The sequence below is a fragment of the Bifidobacterium pseudocatenulatum DSM 20438 = JCM 1200 = LMG 10505 genome (genome assembly GCF_001025215.1).
GTDB lineage: Bacteria > Actinomycetota > Actinomycetes > Actinomycetales > Bifidobacteriaceae > Bifidobacterium > Bifidobacterium pseudocatenulatum.
Map to the genome: position 1 here is coordinate 382,173 of NZ_AP012330.1, position 19,625 is coordinate 401,797.

18 protein-coding genes and 3 tRNA genes are annotated in these 19,625 nt (G+C 56.7%); 17 read left to right on the forward strand and 4 right to left on the reverse strand.

What is annotated here, in order from left to right:
* Window positions 1-278: 278 nt before the first annotated feature.
* On the forward strand, window positions 279-1,172 hold the full coding sequence (locus tag BBPC_RS01465; RefSeq protein ID WP_004220067.1) for a metal ABC transporter solute-binding protein, Zn/Mn family: 894 nt from the start codon (window positions 279-281) through the stop codon (window positions 1,170-1,172).
* A gap of 138 nt (window positions 1,173-1,310) precedes the next feature.
* Here the strand turns inward: BBPC_RS01465 and BBPC_RS01470 are convergent, their stop codons facing one another.
* Window positions 1,311-2,699, reverse strand: a complete 1,389-nt coding sequence (locus BBPC_RS01470; protein ID WP_004220066.1) for an NCS2 family permease — start codon at window positions 2,697-2,699, stop codon at window positions 1,311-1,313.
* 400 nt (window positions 2,700-3,099) lie between these two features.
* On the opposite strand from BBPC_RS01470, the gene rplJ reads away from it, so the two are divergent.
* The 5 genes from rplJ to BBPC_RS01495 all read left to right on the forward strand — a co-directional run bounded on the left by rplJ (window position 3,100) and on the right by BBPC_RS01495 (window position 9,680).
* On the forward strand, window positions 3,100-3,621 hold the full coding sequence (rplJ, locus tag BBPC_RS01475) for a 50S ribosomal protein L10 (RefSeq protein WP_003836062.1): 522 nt from the start codon (window positions 3,100-3,102) through the stop codon (window positions 3,619-3,621).
* Window positions 3,622-3,731: 110 nt separating this feature from the next.
* Window positions 3,732-4,112: a 50S ribosomal protein L7/L12 gene (rplL, locus tag BBPC_RS01480; RefSeq protein WP_003836061.1), complete on the forward strand. Its 381-nt coding sequence runs from the start codon at window positions 3,732-3,734 to the stop codon at window positions 4,110-4,112.
* Between the two features lie 263 nt (window positions 4,113-4,375).
* Window positions 4,376-5,785 carry an FHA domain-containing protein gene (locus BBPC_RS01485; RefSeq protein ID WP_231857841.1) on the forward strand — a complete coding sequence of 470 codons (1,410 nt, stop codon included), beginning with the start codon at window positions 4,376-4,378 and terminating at the stop codon, window positions 5,783-5,785.
* Window positions 5,786-5,793: 8 nt separating this feature from the next.
* Complete coding sequence (locus BBPC_RS01490; protein WP_004220063.1) at window positions 5,794-9,414, forward strand: hypothetical protein; 3,621 nt, start codon at window positions 5,794-5,796, stop codon at window positions 9,412-9,414.
* On the forward strand, window positions 9,411-9,680 hold the full coding sequence (locus tag BBPC_RS01495; protein WP_004220062.1) for a hypothetical protein: 270 nt from the start codon (window positions 9,411-9,413) through the stop codon (window positions 9,678-9,680). Before BBPC_RS01490 ends, BBPC_RS01495 begins: the two co-directional genes overlap by 4 nt.
* Before the next feature lie 28 nt (window positions 9,681-9,708).
* Here the strand turns inward: BBPC_RS01495 and BBPC_RS01500 are convergent, their stop codons facing one another.
* From BBPC_RS01500 to BBPC_RS01510, 3 genes are all read right to left on the reverse strand, one after another.
* Window positions 9,709-10,398 (reverse strand): flagella basal body P-ring formation protein FlgA, encoded by a 690-nt coding sequence (locus BBPC_RS01500; RefSeq protein ID WP_004220061.1) that lies wholly within the window; start codon window positions 10,396-10,398, stop codon window positions 9,709-9,711.
* 138 nt (window positions 10,399-10,536) lie between these two features.
* Window positions 10,537-10,719, reverse strand: a complete 183-nt coding sequence (locus BBPC_RS01505; protein ID WP_004220060.1) for an FmdB family zinc ribbon protein — start codon at window positions 10,717-10,719, stop codon at window positions 10,537-10,539.
* A gap of 97 nt (window positions 10,720-10,816) precedes the next feature.
* The gene (locus BBPC_RS01510) at window positions 10,817-11,479 is read right to left on the reverse strand and encodes a 5-formyltetrahydrofolate cyclo-ligase (protein ID WP_004220059.1); all 663 of its coding nucleotides are present in this window, start codon (window positions 11,477-11,479) and stop codon (window positions 10,817-10,819) included.
* A 94-nt stretch (window positions 11,480-11,573) separates the two neighbouring features.
* On the opposite strand from BBPC_RS01510, the gene BBPC_RS01515 reads away from it, so the two are divergent.
* The 11 genes from BBPC_RS01515 to dapC all read left to right on the forward strand — a co-directional run bounded on the left by BBPC_RS01515 (window position 11,574) and on the right by dapC (window position 19,326).
* Complete coding sequence (locus tag BBPC_RS01515; RefSeq protein WP_004220058.1) at window positions 11,574-12,197, forward strand: GNAT family N-acetyltransferase; 624 nt, start codon at window positions 11,574-11,576, stop codon at window positions 12,195-12,197.
* 99 nt (window positions 12,198-12,296) lie between these two features.
* Window positions 12,297-13,499, forward strand: a complete 1,203-nt coding sequence (locus BBPC_RS01520; RefSeq protein WP_004220057.1) for a hypothetical protein — start codon at window positions 12,297-12,299, stop codon at window positions 13,497-13,499.
* 253 nt (window positions 13,500-13,752) lie between these two features.
* Window positions 13,753-14,046, forward strand: a complete 294-nt coding sequence (gene groES / locus BBPC_RS01525; protein ID WP_011742802.1) for a co-chaperone GroES — start codon at window positions 13,753-13,755, stop codon at window positions 14,044-14,046.
* A 403-nt stretch (window positions 14,047-14,449) separates the two neighbouring features.
* Window positions 14,450-14,531: transfer RNA gene (locus BBPC_RS01530), tRNA-Tyr, on the forward strand.
* A gap of 1 nt (window position 14,532) precedes the next feature.
* Window positions 14,533-14,604: transfer RNA gene (locus BBPC_RS01535), tRNA-Thr, on the forward strand.
* A gap of 5 nt (window positions 14,605-14,609) precedes the next feature.
* Window positions 14,610-14,683, forward strand: a tRNA-Met gene (locus BBPC_RS01540).
* Between the two features lie 52 nt (window positions 14,684-14,735).
* On the forward strand, window positions 14,736-14,906 hold the full coding sequence (gene rpmG, locus BBPC_RS01545; RefSeq protein WP_003807891.1) for a 50S ribosomal protein L33: 171 nt from the start codon (window positions 14,736-14,738) through the stop codon (window positions 14,904-14,906).
* 108 nt (window positions 14,907-15,014) lie between these two features.
* Complete coding sequence (locus BBPC_RS01550; protein WP_004220053.1) at window positions 15,015-16,214, forward strand: UDP-N-acetylmuramate dehydrogenase; 1,200 nt, start codon at window positions 15,015-15,017, stop codon at window positions 16,212-16,214.
* Window positions 16,215-16,244: 30 nt separating this feature from the next.
* Complete coding sequence (locus BBPC_RS01555) at window positions 16,245-17,735, forward strand: amino acid permease (RefSeq protein WP_004220051.1); 1,491 nt, start codon at window positions 16,245-16,247, stop codon at window positions 17,733-17,735.
* Between the two features lie 36 nt (window positions 17,736-17,771).
* Entirely contained in the window at window positions 17,772-18,092 is a 321-nt protein-coding gene (gene fdxA, locus BBPC_RS01560) for a ferredoxin (protein WP_003836048.1), read from the forward strand.
* A 79-nt stretch (window positions 18,093-18,171) separates the two neighbouring features.
* On the forward strand, window positions 18,172-19,326 hold the full coding sequence (dapC, locus tag BBPC_RS01565) for a succinyldiaminopimelate transaminase (RefSeq protein WP_003836047.1): 1,155 nt from the start codon (window positions 18,172-18,174) through the stop codon (window positions 19,324-19,326).
* The last annotated feature ends 299 nt before the right edge of the window (window positions 19,327-19,625 follow it).

Sequence of the window (19,625 nt, forward strand, 5' to 3'; positions counted from 1 at the left end):
CGAGGCAGGAAATATTGCCTTGCCTTGGCAAGGCTCCTTTTCCTGCGAGCTTGCACGCGGCTGATCGGCAAATCATTTCTTACTCCCGCTTGCGGTGGATTGTCGCACGAATGTGTGGTCGAAAGTGGTTGTTTCGCTAACCATTTCGATCTCATTCGTGGCGGCCGTTCTCCTGAGCGGGAGTTTTTTGTATGTGATGTCTGATCGCGACACGCTCTATTGATAATGATTCTCAATTAGGTTATGATGGCGTTATATCACGTTAGAGAGGATCTATCATGCACCGTATTACGAGAATTGCGATTGCCGCACTTGCTTCTGTAGGAATGCTTGCGTCGGTTGCTGCGTGTGGAAGCGGCCAATCAACATCCGAAAAAAACGGAACCATCGAAGTGGTCGCTTCCGTGAATCAGTGGGGTACCGTGGCGAAAACCCTGGGCGGCGACAACGTCAACGTAACCAGCATCATCAATTCCACCAATGTGGATGCGCATGATTACGAGCCGACCACGTCGGATATCGCCAAACTGCAGAAAGCGCAAGTCATCATCGTCAATGGAGCCGGCTACGACGCATGGGCGGTCAAAGCGGCGCAAACCGCCAACGCAACCATCGTCAACGCCGCTGAAGTCGGCGGGGTGAACGACGGTGAGAATCCGCATGTCTGGTTCTCCGCCGAGGTGCGCAAGGCAGTGGCACAGGCGATCACCAAAGCGTACGAACAGGTCGACGCCGCGAAAAAGAACGATTTCGACAAGATGAACGACCAATGGACGGCTGAAGAAAACAACGTCGAAAGCAAAATCGCCGAAGTGAGACAGAAAACGGATGGATTGGCATACGCTGCAACGGAATCCGTGGCAAGCTATCTGGCGGAAGACATGGGGCTGACCGACGCAACGCCAAGCGGGTACGCGCGAGCCACCGCGAACGAAAGCGAGCCGACGCCAACGGATATCAAGCAGTTCACCGATGCGTTGAAGGCGGGCGAAATCAAACTGTTGGTGGTCAACACGCAAGAGGAAAGCGAGTTGACAGGCAAAATCACGGACGCTGCGAAATCCGTGGAAGTGCCCATGGTCGAACTGACCGAGCAAATGCCGGAACAATATGATTCCCTGACGGCGTGGATGGAAGGTCTTGTTGACGCCTTTTCGCAAGCCATTGCGTAGGTCAGTTACATAACAAGTAATACGAAAGCAAGCAAAACGGGATAACAAGAGGGGCGACTCCGCAGTGAAAGCGGAATCGCCCCTAGTATTTTCACATCAGTCGTTTGCATGGATACCGATGTGAACCGACATTCGGAATTACAGGATTGCGGTGATGATGAAGTCCAGAATGAACAGCAGCGACACAACCCAGATCACCGGATGCACTTCCTTGGCCTTGCCCTTGCAGGTCTTGATCAGGCAGTAGGTGATGAAGCCGCCGGCGATGCCGTAGGAGATGGAGTAGCTGAACGCCATGAATACGGAGGCGAAGAACGCCGGTACGGCCTCGGAGATATCGCCCCAGTCGATTTCCTTCAGCGAGGACGCCATCATGCAGCCCACCACCACGAGCACGCCTGCGGTTGCGGCGGACGGAATGGCGGAGATGACCGGGGAGAGGAAGGCGGACAGGGCGAAGCAGATAGCCACGACCACGGAGGTCAAGCCGGTGCGGCCGCCAGCGGCGATACCTGCGGAGGATTCCACATACGTGGTGGTGTTGGAGGTGCCGCAGATGGCGCCGATGGAGGTTGCGATCGAATCGGCGAACAGGGCCTTGTCCATCTTGGAGGAGAAGCCGGAACCGTTTTCGAGGGCTTGCTCGTCTTCCGCGGAGAAGATGCCGGTGCGGCGGCCGGTGCCGATGAACGTGCCGATGGTGTCGAAGGTGTCGGACATGGAGAACGCGAAGATCGTCAGCAGGATGATCGGCAGCTTCGACATGTCGGAGAACAGCGATGGGAAGCCTTCGGCGCTGAAGATAGCGCCAAAGGTCTGCGGCAGCTGGGCGAAAGTGTCGCCGATGGAGAGGGAGTTGGCCATGGTGGTCTGACCCATTGGAATGCCGGCGACGGCGGTGACCGCGATGGCGATCAGCATGCCGCCGCGCACCTTGAGCACGGTGAGGATGATGGCGAGGAACAGGCCGATGATGAACAGCCAGATGGTCGGATTGTTCATGACGGCCAGACCTGGGGTGGCCTGCACGGTATCGCCGTTCTTGGCGTCGGCCTTGGTGGTGAAGGTGAAGAAGCCGACGTTCAGAAAGCCGACGTAGGCCACGAACAGGCCGATGCCGCCGCCGATGGCGTTCTGCAGCACTTCCGGAATGGCTTGGATGATGATCTTACGAATCTTGGTGACGGTGATCAGAATGTTGATCAGGCCGCACAGGAACACCATGCACAGGGTCTGCTGCCAGGTGAAGCCGAGGCCGAAGCAAACGGTGTAGGTGAAGAACGCGTTGAGGCCCATGCCGGCGGCCTGAGCGTACGGAACGTTGGCGAACAGGCCCATGACAAGCGTGCCCGCGATGGCTGCGATGATGGTTGCGAGGAACACGCCGCCCCACGGCATGCCCGTTTGCGACAGGATCTGTGGGTTGACGATGATGATGTACGACATTGCGAAGAACGTGGTCAGACCGGCCATGACCTCAGTGGACACGGTGGTGCCGTTCTCCTTAAGATGGAAGAACTTTTCCATATCTCTCTATCTCTCTTGGGTTGGTAGGAACGTTCCGACTGTTGCGCGGCGCGTTCCGGCGAGAATTGCGACTCGCCTTATGGAATCGTGGGATTCCGAACAAAGACTAACCGTAACACTTAAGCAAGTCATGAAGATTTCGTGAAGTGCGACACGCCCGGATCTTCGCAAGTCCAAGCATGGTCGTAGGTTATTCACCTGTAAACCACAGACCGTTGGTTGGAGTGCGCAAGCGCTCATGAAGTTTGGTTCGCCAAGCCAACGCAGGTTGAAGAACATACGCCCACCAAGGGCTTTCCGCTTAGCGGTCGAATGTTGCTCTGCCTGTGTGCAGGGCTTTTTTGTTGCCCGGCGAAACGTTCCTGCTTCACAGTCAATGGTTGACTAAGGAAGGAACGCCATGAAGAGGCCCGAAAAGGAAGCGGTGATCGCCCAGCTTACGGATAAGTTCCGTGACGCTGATGCTATCTACCTGACCGAGTACCGCGGGCTTACCGTTCCGCAGATCTCTGAACTGCGCGAAAAGCTAGGCCGCGATACTTCCTACACTGTGGCTAAGAACACGCTGATTCGCATCGCAGCCAAGGAAGCTGGCGTCGAAGGTCTCGATGAGATCCTCGCTGGTCCGACCGCTGTGACCTTCGTGAAGGGTGACTTCATCGAAGCTGCGAAGACCCTGCGTGACTTCGCCAAGACCAACAAGGCACTGATCATCAAGGGCGGCTTCGCTGATGGCACCGTCTACGATGCTGAAGGCGCCAAGAAGCTGGCAGACCTCAAGTCTCGCCCGCAGCTGCTCGCCGAGTTCGCCGGCGACATCAAGGCTACGATGTCCAAGGCCGCGTACCTGTTCAACGCTCTGCCGACCAAGGCCGTGCGTACGATCGATGCGCTCCGCGAGAAGCAGGAAAAGGCCGCCTGATTTCATTGCGGTTAGCCGCATGAATGATAGTGACCACAAAAGAAAATAATTGTTTTAGGTGACGGTCACCTCTTCAATCAAGCCGTTGCCAAGAATGAAAGGAAGCCATTATGGCTAAGTACACCAACGATGAGCTGCTCGAAGCTTTCGGTGAGATGACCCTGGTTGAGCTCTCCGAGTTCGTCAAGGCTTTCGAAGAGAAGTTCGACGTCGAGGCTGCCGCTCCGGCTGCTGTCGCCGTTGCCGCTCCGGGCGCTGCTGCTCCGGCTGAGGAAGAGAAGGACGAGTTCGACGTCATCCTCTCCGCCGTTGGCGACAAGAAGATCCAGGTCATCAAGGCCGTCCGCGCTATCACCTCCCTGGGTCTGGCTGAGGCCAAGGCTCTGGTCGACGGCGCTCCGAAGGCTGTCCTGGAGAAGGCCAAGAAGGAAGACGCTGAGAAGGCTAAGTCCCAGCTCGAAGAAGCCGGCGCTACCGTCGAGCTCAAGTGATTCGCGCGGCTTGAAGCCGCATATCACGATCTTGAGTGGAAACCCCGTTCGCCACAAGGCGGCGGGGTTTCCGCATATTCTCAGGTTTTTCTTTCGCTGACAATCCAATAAAACCCGATTTGGGCGTGAACGCTTCCATATCGTGCCATACAATGGGGGAAATAGGCGAAAGTTGTCAATTAATCGCGTCATAATCCTGAAATACGTGGCAAGGCATGACACAATGGCAAAGAGTGTTGTGTGTGAAAGGAAGGCCGACAACGGTGAGCGAAGATCAACGAACGGCGCAGCAGTGGACCGTCAAGGTTGATGGAACCGAACTCAAGAAGCTGGACAGCGGCGAAAGCGTGGAAATCGGCCGTAAGCCGTTACGTCCTCTGGTGGATGATGGATTCGCGCGACTTGACATTATGGACGCAAACAAATCCATGTCGAAACGGCATGCCATTTTTTCAGTTGATGCGCAGGGCAATGCTTCCGTGCGTGATCTCAAGTCGACCAATGGTTCGTTCGTGGTGGCCGACAATGGCCAATTGATGCGTCTGCCGGCGGATGAGGATTTCCAATTGCCGACCACACCGATGACGCTGCAATTCGGTGACGTGCGCGTCACCTTCGAACGAGACATCGCACAGACAGTGCCTGAGACTGAGAGCCATGCGTCGGCTTCGGTCTCCAACCTGTTCTCCTACGCAGTGTCCGACGAGGTGCCGCAGGAGCCTGATGCGGTGGATATGTCGGTCGATGATATTCTCAACCTGCGTGCCGGCGAGCCGACCGCATTGTTCAACGCGCGCAACGTCGCCAATCGTGTTAATTTCATGCAACTTGCCGAGCGTCAGTCTTTTGCTCCCGTCCGTTCCAACGAGCCGGATTATGGAGATTTGCCGTCTGTTTCGCTGGTGCAGCATAACGTGGTCGCAGACAATACTCCGCGCGACCTGTTCGCGGATGCCGTGGCGGAACAGCAGGCCGCGGAGGAAGCCGCCAAGAAAAACGCTGCGGAAAACGAACATGAAGCGAATCAGCCGGAATCCGTGCAGGAAGTCGCATTGCCGACGCAAACCGCAACAGGTAACGAAACCGAGCATGACACGATTCCCGTGAGCAAGCTGTTCAGCGCGCATCCGAGTAAACCGATTATCGTGGCGTTGCCGGCTGAAGACAACAATATGTCGGAACAGCAGACAGAAGCATCGCACGAGCAGTCCAACGAAATAGGGGAGCAGTCTGCCACGATCGTGGAGCAGACAAACGACGAAACTCCAAGCCAAGAGGAAACAGCGTTGCAGCAGGCCGATGATGAGCGCTTCAGGCCACATGCTACACAATCGCAGGTTGCGAGCGAACCGTCGCCGGACGAAACCAGCGCGTTCAAGCCTGTTTTCGAACCCGGATCAGTGTTCGACCGCGTTTCCAAGGGCGAGCTCGTCAAGCAGGAGCAGACCATCGAAGTCGACGGGCTGACTTCGGATGATGCCAAGCGCACCGACGATTTCACCGTGCAGTTCGAGATGGCGCGTCATCCGGAACTGCTGCCATTCCTTGCCATGAACCCGTCACTATATGACGATCTGTATGCATGGCTGGGCGCATTGGGCAATACAGACATCGACGCGGCCCTGTCACATAATCCGGGGTATACGGAATACCGTAAAGCGGTAGGGAAGTGAGCCAACACATGAGCGAAAGCAAAGAGAACGTCACTGAGCTGGATCGTATTCGTGGGTGGCGTGAGAAGTATCGTCTTGGCCTGTCGCCGTCGCCGCTTGAGGATGTGACGCAGCTGAGTGCCCAACTTGATATGACGCACGCGCACCCGTCCGGCATCGCGCAGCTATTCGCCAGCGGGCATGTTCAGCTCAATTCCTTGTTCCGTGACAATGGCATGTTACGTGCCGCGGGTCGTCGTGTGGAACGTGTGCTTGATGACCGTGAGGCGAAAAGCCGTGTCAGCGGCGTGGGCGAATTGTCTTTGGTGGTCGGCGTGGCCATTTGGAAGGGCAATCAGATGCCGGTGCTCATGTACCCGGTCGAAGTGCGCAAAGAAGGCCGCAATATCGAAAACGGCACGGTGATCGCATTCACAGGGCGTGTACGTCTGAACGCGGCTTTCGCGGCCGTGCTGCGCGAGAACAACGTCATATTGGATGAGGCCAAGCTGTTTGACGGTTCGAACTATGAGAGCGGCACGCCAGAGACGTCCGCGGTGTTCGCGGCCATTACGGATCGTGCGGCCAACGCGTTCCCCGATTTTGAGATCGAACGGCACATTATTCTCGGGTGCTTTATGGATCCGGCGTCGCAGATGCTGGTGGAAAGCCAGAAAATCATCGATCAGTTGGCCCAAGGTCCGACCGGCAACACCGCTTTGGACGCTTTGGCTGGAGACAAGGCCGCCGCTGAAGCATTGGAGGGGGCTGAGATTCCGGAATACAGCCCGTTCGATGCCGATCCGCATGGCGAGTATGAGGTCGGCGATATCGACAATACCGTCCGATACGCTTCGCAACTTGCGTCCGCGGGCCATTCGTTGTTTGTGGATAGCTCGATTGCTAACAATACCGCCGAGCAGGCTGCCGCGATCGCATCCCGTTGTGTGATGAACGGGCGTTCCGTGCTTTATGTGCCGTGCGTGACCGATCAGAAACGTCGATTTGTGCAGGCCGTCGCCGCGAATGAGATGAGTGGACAGTTGTTGGATATCGCCGATGACGGTGCCAATGCGGCTATTGATCGTCAATTGATTGCCGCTGTTGGATTCCAATCCGGTGTTGCTTCGTCTCGATTTGATCAGATTTCCGACGAATTGGTTGGTGTGCGCTCCCGTTTGACCCGTTATCTGGGCGATCTTCATGGCGTGAGCCAGGAGTGGGGCGTATCCGCCTACCAGACGATTCAGAATCTCGCTCAGATCGCGGCGCTACCCACCCATCCGACCACGCACGTGCGTTTGAGTAAGCAGACTGCGCATTCCATTGCGGACAAGATCGAGGATTGGGCTGCGAAACTGCAGCGTGCGGGTGAGCTTGGCGAATACACCATCACGGAGAACGACACCGCATGGTACAAGGCTTCGCTGTATTCCGAAGAGGAAGCGGTGAGTGCTTACCAGCGTGTGGTCGAACTGTTGCGCAAGGTGCTGCCCGCCACCCGTGAGCAGGTGGCCAGCACGGTGCAGACCTGCGGATTCCCGATTCCAACGACCGCACAGGAGTGGGGGCGCCAGGTCATGGTGCTGAAGAACCTGCGCCGAGTGCTTGACGTGTTCCAGCCGGAAATCTTCGAACGTGACATCGCATCCATGATTGAGGCGACCAAGCCGAAGGCCGAACGCAAGGCCGAAGGCAGTTCCATGGGATTCTGGGAGCGTCGCCGCCACATCAAGGAAGCCAAGGGCATGCTGCGCGTCGGTGCCCAAGTGGAGAACCTGCACGAGGCGTTGCTTGTGGTGTCCAAGCAGGCCGATCAGTGGCATATGTTCGTGCCTCATGGCGGCTGGCCGGTGCTGCCCACCAAGCTGGATGACATCATCGAAACGCAGGAGAATCTCAATCGGGATATGACCGCGTTGAATGCGGTGCTTGCCACAACCCCGCAGGGAGGCAATCTCGAAACCATTGACTTCAACCAGGTCGAAGAGCGTTTGAAGGCCCTGTATGACGACAAGCAGGCGCTTGACAATCTGCCGGAGCGCGCCCGTTTGGAGCGTGACTTCCACTCGGTTGGTCTTGACGAGCTGATTGAGGATTTGAACAATCGTGGTATTCCCAACGATGCCGTTGCAGGGGAACTGCAGTTGGCATGGTGGACCACGGCGTTCGAGGATATTGTGAAATCCTCCGCCATTATCTCCAACCAGGATGGTTCGGCATTGCAGGGCGCTGCGGAACGCTTCGCCCAAGTCGACGTGGAGCACGTGCGTTCGATCGGGCCGATGGTGGCACAGGAATCCATGCGTCGCCTGTGCGACATGCTGTTCTCGCGTACGCAGGAAGCCAATCTGCTGCATACCATGCTTGCCGGCTCCCACAACGTTTCGTTGAATCGCCTGCACAAGGAGCATCCGCAGATTCTCGCAGCGGCGAAACCGATTCTTGTTGCGACGCCCGCCACACTTGCAGCGATCACCGATCCGGCGCCGTTAGCTGACGTCGTCATCATCGATGCAGCCGCGCATATCCAGTCCATCGAATTGCTGAGCATCATCAGCCGTGCCAAGCAGGTGGTGGTGATCGCACATCGTGAAACAGTCACATCCGATGGTCTGAAGCGTCTTATCGCACTGCTACCGAGCGTAAAAATCGCCAATCGTCCTGTTCGACGCGCTCCGAAGCTCAATGCGTTCCTGGAATCGGAAGGCTATGGCTCCGTACCTTTCGACGTGGCAAGAGAAGGCGCGCAAGGCGAGATCGCCTACCATTTCGTACCTGACGCCAACGGTGTGCCGGTCATCACTTCGGGACTGGTGGAAAGCAGCCAGCAGGAGATCGACGAGGTGGTCAGGCTGATCACCAAGCGCGCCGCCGGTTTTACCATTGTGCCCGCATCATACATGCTTACGGTGGTGACGCTTACGCATACGTTCCGCACCCGACTGGGGGCAGAGCTCAAGGCCATCGCCAACAAGAACAAGGCCATGGGCATGTTCCTTCGCCATGTGCGCATCGTGGATATCTCCGACGTGGCCGGAGCGCATGCCACTGATGCGATTCTTGCGATGTGCTATGCGAAAACCTCCCATGGGCGCCTACTGCAGCAGTTCGGAGCGTTGGAATCCGAAGGCGGGCGAGGCATGCTGCTGGACGCATTGGCCGTGCCGGACCGCCATCTTGACATCGTGTCCGCGTTCTCGTCGTCCGACATGGATGACGAACGTCTGCATCAGGCTGGTCCGAAGATGCTGAAGACCGTGCTTCGTTGGATGGAACAGCTTGATGACAGCGTGGTGCGTCCCGCCGTCAAGATGACCGGCTCGAACGTGCTTCTCAACGATCTTGCCGATCGCATTCGAGCCCGTGGGCTGAATGTGGCCGTCGATTATGGTTTCGACAATGGATCCAAGCTGCCGCTGGTGGTTGGTCTGAACGACAAGCCGTTCGCGTTGGCGGTGCTCACCGACGATGCGCAATTCATGGGATTGCAGTCCACCAGGGAACGTCACCGTGTGCTTTTGCAGAACATCGAATCGCTTGGCTGGTCTGTTATGACCGTGTGGAGCGTTGGCGCGTTCGTGAATCCAGACAAGGAAGTGGACCGTATCGTGGCACGCCTGAGCGACCTGTATCAGGAGGTCAAGTGAGCGTCGACGAGCATTCTCCGCAGGAGTCTTCCCAGGAAACTGACCAGCCTGCCGTTCGCGTGGTGTCCGGCTATTGCGCCACTCGCCGAACGGCACGCAGGCACAAGCGTGTGATCCGCCAGGGCACTGAGCTGTTCGATGCGGACGGCGTTAAGCTCGAACCGTCCGATGTGCTCACCGAACGTCAGCGCAATGCGGATGACGACAAGCGTATTCTGGGTGAACTGCCGCCGCATTGGGGCGTGTTCTCCGAGAGGGGACGCTGACATTCGCTTGGGATTTGCTTCGTTGTCGTCACGAACTGACGATGGCGATAATCGCGCTGTTCTCTTGAGCCTGCAAAACGGTCGCCGCTTCATGAGGAGGCATGGCAAACACCGCAAGGGTGTTGCCGTCCGCATCGCGCGAGGGTTTCGCGGTCAGGATCGCGCCCGAGCATAATTCGCGCAGCGTCACGGCATCTGTATCCGGGGATGTTTCCGGTGTTGCCTCGCCGAATATCGTGGCGCTGGAAAGTGTCACGACATCGCCAAGCGACAGATTGTCGGCGGAACTTGCCAATCGCACTTCGATTACCGTGTATCCTTCGGAAACAACGGGAGAGGCACGCGCCATGGTCGACGTGACGATGCCGCCTTCCGCAACGTCCACTTGGGCGATTAGCCCGACGGCATCGGCGCAATCATGGAAAACGTTACGTAAGGCCTTGTCATACGGAAGATCGCGCAATGCGAGCGAATCCGCGGTAATCACGCTGCCTTTCGCAATGGGCTGCGCTGCGATGACAACCGGTTGCGTGGAAATCGTCAATCGCACGCACTGCAGGGCTGCGAACATGGCAAGTCCGGCACAGACCGCGGCGAGCAGCCGGTGCAATCGTGCATTCTTCCGTCGCCGATGGGGCGCAGTCCTCGTGCCATCGGTCGTTCGCCTGCCATCCATGCCCTGCAGACGTTGCAACAAATCATGAAAAAAGGTCACCATGCATGCATGATGACCTTACGAATAGCTGTTACGCAAGCCGAATCAAGGGTTGTGGTCGGAGGATGTAAGTTATCCACAGGCTTCGGCATGTCGCCTTGTTTTCCAAGGGTTGAGCTTGTTTGAATTATGTGATTGAGCTCACTTGGATTTGTCGGTGCGGTAGAAACCGGATCCCTTGAATTCGATCGGCGGTGCGGAATACACCTTGCGGACCTGTTCCTCGCCGCATTCGGGGCAGATGGTGATCGGGTCGTCGGTGAACGACTGCTGCTCGGTGAAATCGTAGTTGCAGTTCTTGCAACGGTAATGATAAGTAGGCAAAGTATCCTCGCTTCAACCAGGTTCTCAAATTTCTTAACGGGACATATCCTAGTACGCTCCCTGAGACGGCCGCATGAACGTCTTGTTCACGAATGGTTTATTGGCGAACCTCCGTGAATCCATCCGGCGTAAGCACTCCGTCAACGGGAATGTCGTGCGCTTCATGTGGCACCGGCTTGTCGGTCGGCTCCCAGGGCCAGCAGACCGCTACCACGCGCGATCCGACCGCACGGTATTCAAGCGCCCGGTCGTACCATCCTCCGCCACGACCCAAACGGAATCCCTCATGATCGACGGCAAAAGCGGGAACGATGATCAGTCCAGCGTTTTTCAACGCTTCGGGCCCGCATACGCTGTTGCTGGGTTCCTGCGGACGATGTGTGTTGGTGGAGCCGTCGCTGTTGGTCTGATCGCGCAGATCGTGGACGCTGTCAAGTTCGCTCCAACCAATATCCATGCCTTCTCCAAGACGTGGAACGAGTACGCGGCAGTTCGAATCGAAAAGCGCCTGCAGCATTGGTGTCATCGACATTTCGCTGCCCATGGATGCGAATGCGGCCACCGTGGTGAATGAATGGATGAGATTCGCCTGCCGTGCCTGCTCTGCCAGTTTTTGACCGGCTTTCATCCGTTCCTCAGGGCTTGTCCGTTTTCTTCTTGCGATTGCGTTCTTGCGCCATTGCCGTTTCAGCTCGCGTTGCGTTGCGGTTTCGTCACGCGTGCTGTCTCCTGCGACATCGGTTTGCATATTCTGGGTCATATCGCATGTTGTACCACGGGATGGTTGCGCGAAAACGAAAGTGTTATGCGCATGGCAGAATGAAAGCGTGACGATTTTGCAATCTTTGCGCGGCATGATGCGTTCGGAATCCAATGCCATCGATGTTCCGCGGTTTATCCAATCGCACGGGCTCCACGTTCCCATAATCCTGCGGCCGCTGACCTTCGACGACTGTGACGAATGGAACGACATCCGTTGGCGTAATGACGACTGGCTGAAGCCGTGGGAATCCGGAGACCCGTTGCATGGTGCGTCGATGTCGTTCAATGAGTGGGTGCGTGCGATGCGGCGCAACGAGCGAAACGGCACCGGAGTGGTGTTCGCCATTGAGCAGCATGGGCGTATCATCGGCCAGATTTCGCTGGGAGCGATCTGTTATGGCGCCATGCGTACTGGTGTGGTCGGCTACTGGATCGACGAACGCTGCGCAGGTCGTGGATATGCTCCTATGGCCGTCGCGTTATTGGCTGATTGGGCGATGTTTGATCCTTCCGGACCGCAATTGCATCGTATGGAAATCGACCTGCTTCCCGAAAACGAGCGTTCCCGCAAGGTCGCGCTCAAGGTGGGAGCATGTTATGAGGGTGTGCGCACATCGTACATGTTCGTCAACGGGCAATGGCGTGATCATGAATCGTATGCGCTGCTACCGGAGTGCGCACCAAACGGTTTCACCGCGCGGTTGATGGACGAGTGAGCCGTTGACGAGGTTCAACACGCGCTTTCGACGCACATGTTCGACACGCGGGGGCGTGTGCCCCGGAGAATGTCGGAATGTCACCTATTCTTATGAGTTATGGGTTATGAATCGTTAAGCACGGTTGTGGTGCTTGCGATTGTGATTATTCTCATGGCTTTCTGGCTGCCCAAACGGACGGTCAAAGGCATGAAGCGGGTAATCGAGCACCGAGAGGACCGCTTTTCGCCGTCGCTGCATCTGGTGGATGCCGACAGCGGAACGCGATTCTCCGATGAGACCGCCGCAAAGGCGAAAGGGGCAATAATGCAGTCCAACGAGACGCATGAGGGCAAGCTGACCGACGAAAGGATCGCGCATGTCCGTGCCTTTCGTCGTGCCGCGATCCGCAGAAGGCGGATTATTGTTGTCTCGATGCTGGTGATCACAATCGTCGTGTTGATGTGCGCGTTTGTGTTGCATTTCAGTCCGTTGTTTGCTTTGATTCCCGCATCGCTGCTTGCTGGAGTGCTTGCTTTGGGGGTGAGGGCCGCCAAGCAGGCCGCAGCGTGGGAGCGTAAGGTCGCCAAGTATCGTTCCAAGATGAGGAAGCGGGCTGCGGCGGAGCGCAAGCGTGCCCAAGAGGAACAGGCGGAGCGCTCGCGTTTGCGGGAGCAGGAGCTTGAGGAAATTCGTAGAATCGCCGAATCTCAGGTGCCGACCGATGTTATGCCGGAAGGTGAGATTCGTCAGGCGATCGATCGCGGCAAGGTCGACCGCGATGCTGCCGTAAGCAAGCGTAAGGAGACGCCTGAGGCGAAAACCGATACGGAAGTGAATGTTGTGGATGCGCAAGTCGTGCCGAGCGAGACGAACGGTCTGTCCATCCACGATGAGCGGGATGAAATCGCCAAAACCGAGAATGTGGACGCCCGTGACGATATGTCGTCGCCCACTGTGGTGAACGCGTCGCAAGATCTGATTTCGTTTTCGCTGGGTACGCCGCGCAATGGCGACGATATTGTGCAGGCCGCTCCGGAAAGCATGGAGATTAAATCCACCCGTCAGGTGGCCAAGGCCGTGCCTTCGACTGCGAGTACGGTTTCCGACAATGTCGAGCCGTTGATTGTGCCGACCGATGCGATCAGCAGCATGGATTCCGATGAGGCCGCCGCCCGCGTGGAGGCTGGTGTGCATCTGCGGGACGTGGATGCCGTGGGATTCCATGACGCCGAGGTCAGCGCCGACGTCGAGGCTCCCAGCGTTACCTCCGATTCTCTGGGTGTGGGCTTGGCATCCATTATGGCCCGTCGTGGTGCATGACGGAGGGAAAGCGAACGTACGAAACGCACGAAACGTGCAAACAAGCGTAAAGAACATCAGCCTGAAACCGAATGGTTTCAGGCTTTTTCGTATATTTTGCTCTCAGCGTTAGCACTCGAGTTGGCAGAGTGCTAATAATCGCGCTAGGATATGTCTCAGCGCGGAAGGACGACGCCGTAAGTGATCGTCAGCCTCTTGCAAGCGGGTCCCGGCGCGGTAAGTAACGATTTCTCTTAGAAAGAGGAGGTCCACAGTGTCGATCTCACTCACACCGTTGGAAGACAAGATCATCGTCAAGCAGGCGGAAGCCGAGACCCAGACCGCATCCGGTCTGTTCATTCCGGACAACGCCAAGGAGAAGCCGCAGCAGGGTGAAGTCCTGGCTGTCGGCCCGGGCCGTCGTAACGACGCCGGCGAGCGCATTCCGGTCGACGTCAAGGTCGGCGACAAGGTGCTGTACTCCAAGTATGGTGGCACCGAGGTGCACTATCAGGGTGAGGATTACCTGATCGTCTCCGCCCGCGATATTCTGGCCATTCTCGGCTGAGCGTAGCGCGTAGCTGTTTGAAGACCCCGTCAGCGAACGATTGGTGAACAATCGTTGCCGTTGGCGGGGTCTTGTTGATTTCAAGCGCTTGAAGTTCCTGCAATAGGCTGTGCGCGGTCGATGCGCGCCATGTTCATCGGCATTGGCGTGCTGTTGTTGGCGTCGCTGTTCAAATGGTCTGCAGGGAAAGTCCAGAAAAAATACTCATGATTTTTCTTTTCTGGATTTTCTCATGAGGATTTGCTCTGATTGGCGCTGACATGTAGCTGATAGTGGAAAAACGTTGGAATTTCAACGATTTGGAGCTTTTTAGGCAATCGCGACACGCCGTATTTGCATTAGTCACATGGTCTGTGGCATACTAAACGGGTTGCCGGTTCGGGTTCAACCAAACAGGCAGCACGGCGGATTTCCCAAGCGGTCAAAGGGAACTGACTGTAAATCAGTCGCCTCGTGCTTCAGTGGTTCGAATCCACTATCCGCCACGCCTCGATAGCTCAGTGGTAGAGCACTTCCTTGGTAAGGAAGAGGTCGTGAGTCCAATTCTCACTCGAGGCTCTCATGGCGGGATAGCTCAGCTGGCTAGAGCGTACGACTCATAATCGTAAGGTCAAGAGTTCGAGTCTCTTTCTCGCTACAAAGGTCGACGGAACGTCGGCATAGCAACGAACCACAAGAGGTGAACTTAGATGGCAAGCAAGAGCGCCGACATTCGTCCGGGCATCACGCTGGCATGCACCGAGTGCAAGGAGCGTAACTACATCACGACGAAGAACCGCCGTAACACGCCGGATCGTCTTGAGCTGAAGAAGTTCTGCTCCCGCTGCGGCAAGCAGACCGTGCATCGCGAGACCCGCTGAGCGAGTTCAAAGCTTTCAACCCGACCAATTGGTCGGGTTTTTTTGTTTTCTCCGAAACCCCTCTTGACACCTTTTCAGCTGCCTTCCCCGCACGCTAAGCTAATCACCATGACTAATTTCGCAGATCTCACCACTATTGCCGTAGGCGGGCCAATCGCATCCTTTATTGAACCGACCTCGCGTGTCGGCGTTATTGAAGCCGTTGAAGATGCTGACGCCAAAGGCTTGCCGTTGTGCGTGATCGGAGGCGGATCCAACATGCTCGTGGCCGACACGCCGTTCGATGGCGTCGTGGTCCGTGATGCGCGACACGCCGTAAGTGTGCTTGATGAGGCAGCGCCTGCCGAAAACGACGAAAAAATCGTGCACGTCAACGCCGAAGCCGGATGCAATTGGGATGATTTCGTCGACTACTGCGTCGGGCTTGGCCTGGAAGGCGTGGAAGGACTTTCCGGCATTCCGGGCACCGTCGGCGCGTCGGTGGTGCAGAATATTGGCGCATACGGCCAAGAGGTCGCATCCAGCGTCGAAAGCGTGGAAGTCTGGGACCGCAAAGACAAGCAAACCAAAGAGCTCACCAATCAGGAACTGCATTTCGGTTACCGTATGAGTGCGCTCAAAGCCAGCATGTACAGCGCTCCGGCCACACCCGCAGCCGACTTCTTCCCGACGCCGCGTTACGTGGTGCTGTCCGTCACCTTCGCACTGCATCACAGCGCAACCGGCGTGGTCGGCTACGGGCAGCTCGCCAAGGCATTGGGCGTGGAAGTGGGCGAACGCATGTCGACAACGGATATTCGCAACGCGGTATTGAACGTACGTGCCTCCAAGGGCATGCTTGAGGATTCCCACCGTTACTTGACCGAAGCCATGCGCGGCACCAAAAAAAGCGAACTGGTCGCCATCGCGCATAATGCGCAGCGTACACAGGCAGGCAATGACGAACCCGACTATAATCGCCATAGCTGTGGCAGCTTCTTCATGAATCCGATTCTCACCAAAGAGCAGGCGGCAAAGCTTCCCGAAGATGCGCCGCGATTCAGCGCTACCCTGCCGGATGGCACGCCTGGAGTCAAAACGTCCGCAGCATGGCTTATCGATCATGCAGGCTTCCATAAAGGCTACAAAACCAGCGAAAACGCTACTGCGGGACTGTCCACCATGCATACGTTGGCGTTGACCAACCGAGGAGGAGCCTCAGCAGCCGATATCGTGAACCTTGCCAAAACCGTGCAGGATGGTGTCGAGCGGGCGTACGACATCCGTCTCGTTCCAGAGCCGGTCGTCATCGGCATGAGCCTCAAGTAAACGTAAGAACGAAGGGAGAAGGGAAACGTAATGAACGTATTACGCAAGAAATCCGTCGAGCAGACGCTGGCGGAAACAGAGGAGTCGGGGCATTCTCTGAAACGAGACCTGACCTGGTGGGATTTGGCCATTATGGGCGTGGCCGTGGCAGTCGGCGCGGGCATCTTCTCCATCGGAGCCCAGGCGGCAGCCTTCCATGCGGGTCCGGCCGTAATCATCAGCTTCCTCATCGCCGGCGTGGTGTGCGGTGCGGCCGTAATGTGCTATGCCGAATTCGCGTCCATGATTCCGGTTGCGGGATCCGCCTACACCTTCACCTACACCACCGTCGGTGAGATCGTCGCGTGGGTGATCGGCTGGGATCTGATCCTTGAAATGCTGATGGCAGGCTCCGTCGTCTCCAAATATTGGGGCGTCTATCTCAACGATTTCTTCCGGCTGGTTGGTTGGAATATCAACACCAACGTCACCATCGGATCATTCAATTTCGATTTCGCGCCAATCATCGTCGTAGCTTTCTTCACGGCACTTTTGGTGTGCGGTACGAAAATCGGCGCACGAGTCGACGGCGCGCTCACCATACTGAAAATCGCCATCGTGCTATTCGTTGTAATCGTCGGATTCTTCTACGTCAAAGCCGAGAACTTCACCCCATTCATTCCACCGAGCGAACCGGCGACCGCCACCGGATCCGGGTTGGCCGCAACCATGGAGCAGCCATTATGGCAGTGGGCCACCGGCATGACCCCCAGCATTTACGGCATTGCCGGCATCATCTCTGGAGCCGCGCTCGTGTTCTTCGCGTTCCTCGGCTTCGATGTGGTCGCCACCACCTCCGAAGAAACCGTCAATCCGAAGAAGAATGTTCCGCTGGGCATCGGCGTGGGCATGGGACTGATCATCGTGCTCTACACCCTCGTTGCCATTGTCACCACCGGCATGGTCTCCTACAAAGACCTCGCCAAGCAGAAAGACCCGTCGCTCGCCACGGCATTCGAAATGGTCGGCGCTGACTGGGCCGCCAAAATCATCAGTTTCGGCATTGTGATCGGCCTGGCAACCGTGGTTATGGTGCTGCTGCTCGGCCTGACCCGCGTGGTGTTCGCCATGAGCCGAGATGGCCTGCTGCCGCGCTCGCTCAGTCACACGGGCAAGCACGGCACTCCAGTACGTCTGCAGATTGCCGTCGGCGTGGTCATGGCACTCATCGCAGCCAGCTGCAACGTTAGTATCCTTGCCGACATGGTGAACATCGGCACGCTGTCGGCATTCACCCTTGTTTCAATCTCTATTCCAATCATGCGCAAGAAGCGCCCCGACCTGAAGCGAGTCTTCAAAATCCCCGGCAATCCATGGGTGCCTATCATCATCGCGCTCGCCAACATCTGGCTCATGCTCAACCTGAGCGTGCTCACCTGGATTCGATTCGTGGTCTGGCTTGCGGTCGGCTTCTGCATCTACTTCGGCTACGGCTACCGCCACGCCCGGCTCGGCACGGGAGAGCTGGAAGTTGGCAATTAAGAGTAGTCTTGAACGGTAAGTGTTAAGGAGGTAACCATGCCATACGTTGTCGCTCAGCCGTGCGTCGATGTCAAAGACAAGGCCTGCGTGGACGAATGCCCGGTCGATTGCATCTACGAGGGCTCCCGTTCCCTGTATATCAATCCGAACGAATGCGTGGATTGCGGTGCATGCGAACCGGTGTGCCCAACCGAAGCCATCTTCTATGAAGACGATCTGCCAGACGAGTGGGCTTGGTACAAGGATGCCGCGGTCAGCTTCTTTGCCGAAGTTGGTGATATGGGCGGCGCTTCCGCAGCCGGCCCGATCGGCAAGGATCCGGAGCAAGTAGCTGCTCTGCCGCCGCAAAATCAGTGATTGGCATTTGAAAGCGGCCTTTTCCCGTTGGAAGAGGCCGCATATTTTGTTTATAGAGGATTATTAAGGAGTTTTCACGATGGGCTTTCATGAGTTTTCTTCGCCATACGATTGGTCGCGTATCGCAGCATACAAGCGCACGGCAAAAGCTGCGTTCGGAGGCATGATCGACCTGTCCGTGGGATCTCCCGTCGATCCTGTGCCCGACTCGGTGCGCAAGGCGCTCGCAGCGGCGGCGAATGATCCGAATGCGTATGGATATCCGGCTACTGCAGGTACTGCCGATTTACGTACTGCGATTGCTGAATGGTTTTCGGCGACTCGCAATGTTGATTTGCAGGCGATTCATGCTGATGTGGTGCCTACCGTCGGCTCCAAAGAGGGTGTTGCGTTGATGGCGTCGCTACTGCATTTCGGTGAGGATGATGTTGTGGTGCAGCCGAAGGTTTCGTACCCGACGTATGAGATCGGCACGCAGTTGGCTGGGGCGAAGGTGCTTAAGGTCGACGATGTGGCTGATGTTGCGTCGTGGCGCAATGTGCCTGGTGTCAAAGCGGTGTGGGTGAATTCCCCTTGCAATCCGACGGGCGAGGTGTATTCGGCCGAGCGGATGGCTGGCATTGTCGCAGCTGCGCGTGAGATCGGCGCGGTGGTGCTTTCCGACGAATGCTATGCGCTGATGCAGTGGAGGGGTGCTGTGAATGGCGCTGAAGGTGAAGCTGATTCACTTGCGTCGACGCCGTGCGCGCTTTGTGACGATGTGTGTTTGGGCTCCGCCGAGGGCGTGCTGGTGCTTTATTCGTTGAGCAAGCAAAGCAATATGGCTGGGTATCGTACCGCGTTCATTGCCGGAGATGAGTCTTTGATTGCATCGATGAGTGCATATCGCAAGCAAATTGGTCAGATTATTCCTGGTCCGGTGCAGGCTGCGATGGCTGCCGGATTGCGTGATCTGGAATCCGTCAAGGTTCAGCATGCGCGCTATCGGGAACGTCTCAGCGTGTTGGTGAGCGCGTTGCGTGCTTACGGATACTGCACCGACATGCCGGATGGTGCATTGTATGTGTGGGTGAGAGCCAAGTCGGGCGATTGTTGGACCGATATGGAGCAGCTTGCCAAGATTGGCATCATCGCCAGCCCCGGCGAGTTCTATGGTGCGCCGGAATGTCTGCGTTTCTCCGCCACCGCCAGCGACGAGGCGATCGCTTCCGCTGCTGAACGTTTGGCGCGCTAAGCCGATATGCAAAAGGGGCTTCCGGCAATCGCTGGAAGCCCCTTTATCTGCGGAGTCAGGGGGAGTCCAACGCCCATGCGTCTTATGGCTATGCGCAGCTGTTGATGTCGCTGATGGCAAAGTGAACGGCGTAGGCTAGGCCGCAGGGCGTCGTCCCTGGTTTACTTAAATCTATTCAAAAGTTTCGTAAATATTTGCATATAGAGCTTTCGTAACAAAAAATTTTAAGTATTTAGTTAAGTGACTTGACTTTCTTGAAAATCAAGTCATATAATCAAGCAGTGCTTTAACTGAAATGC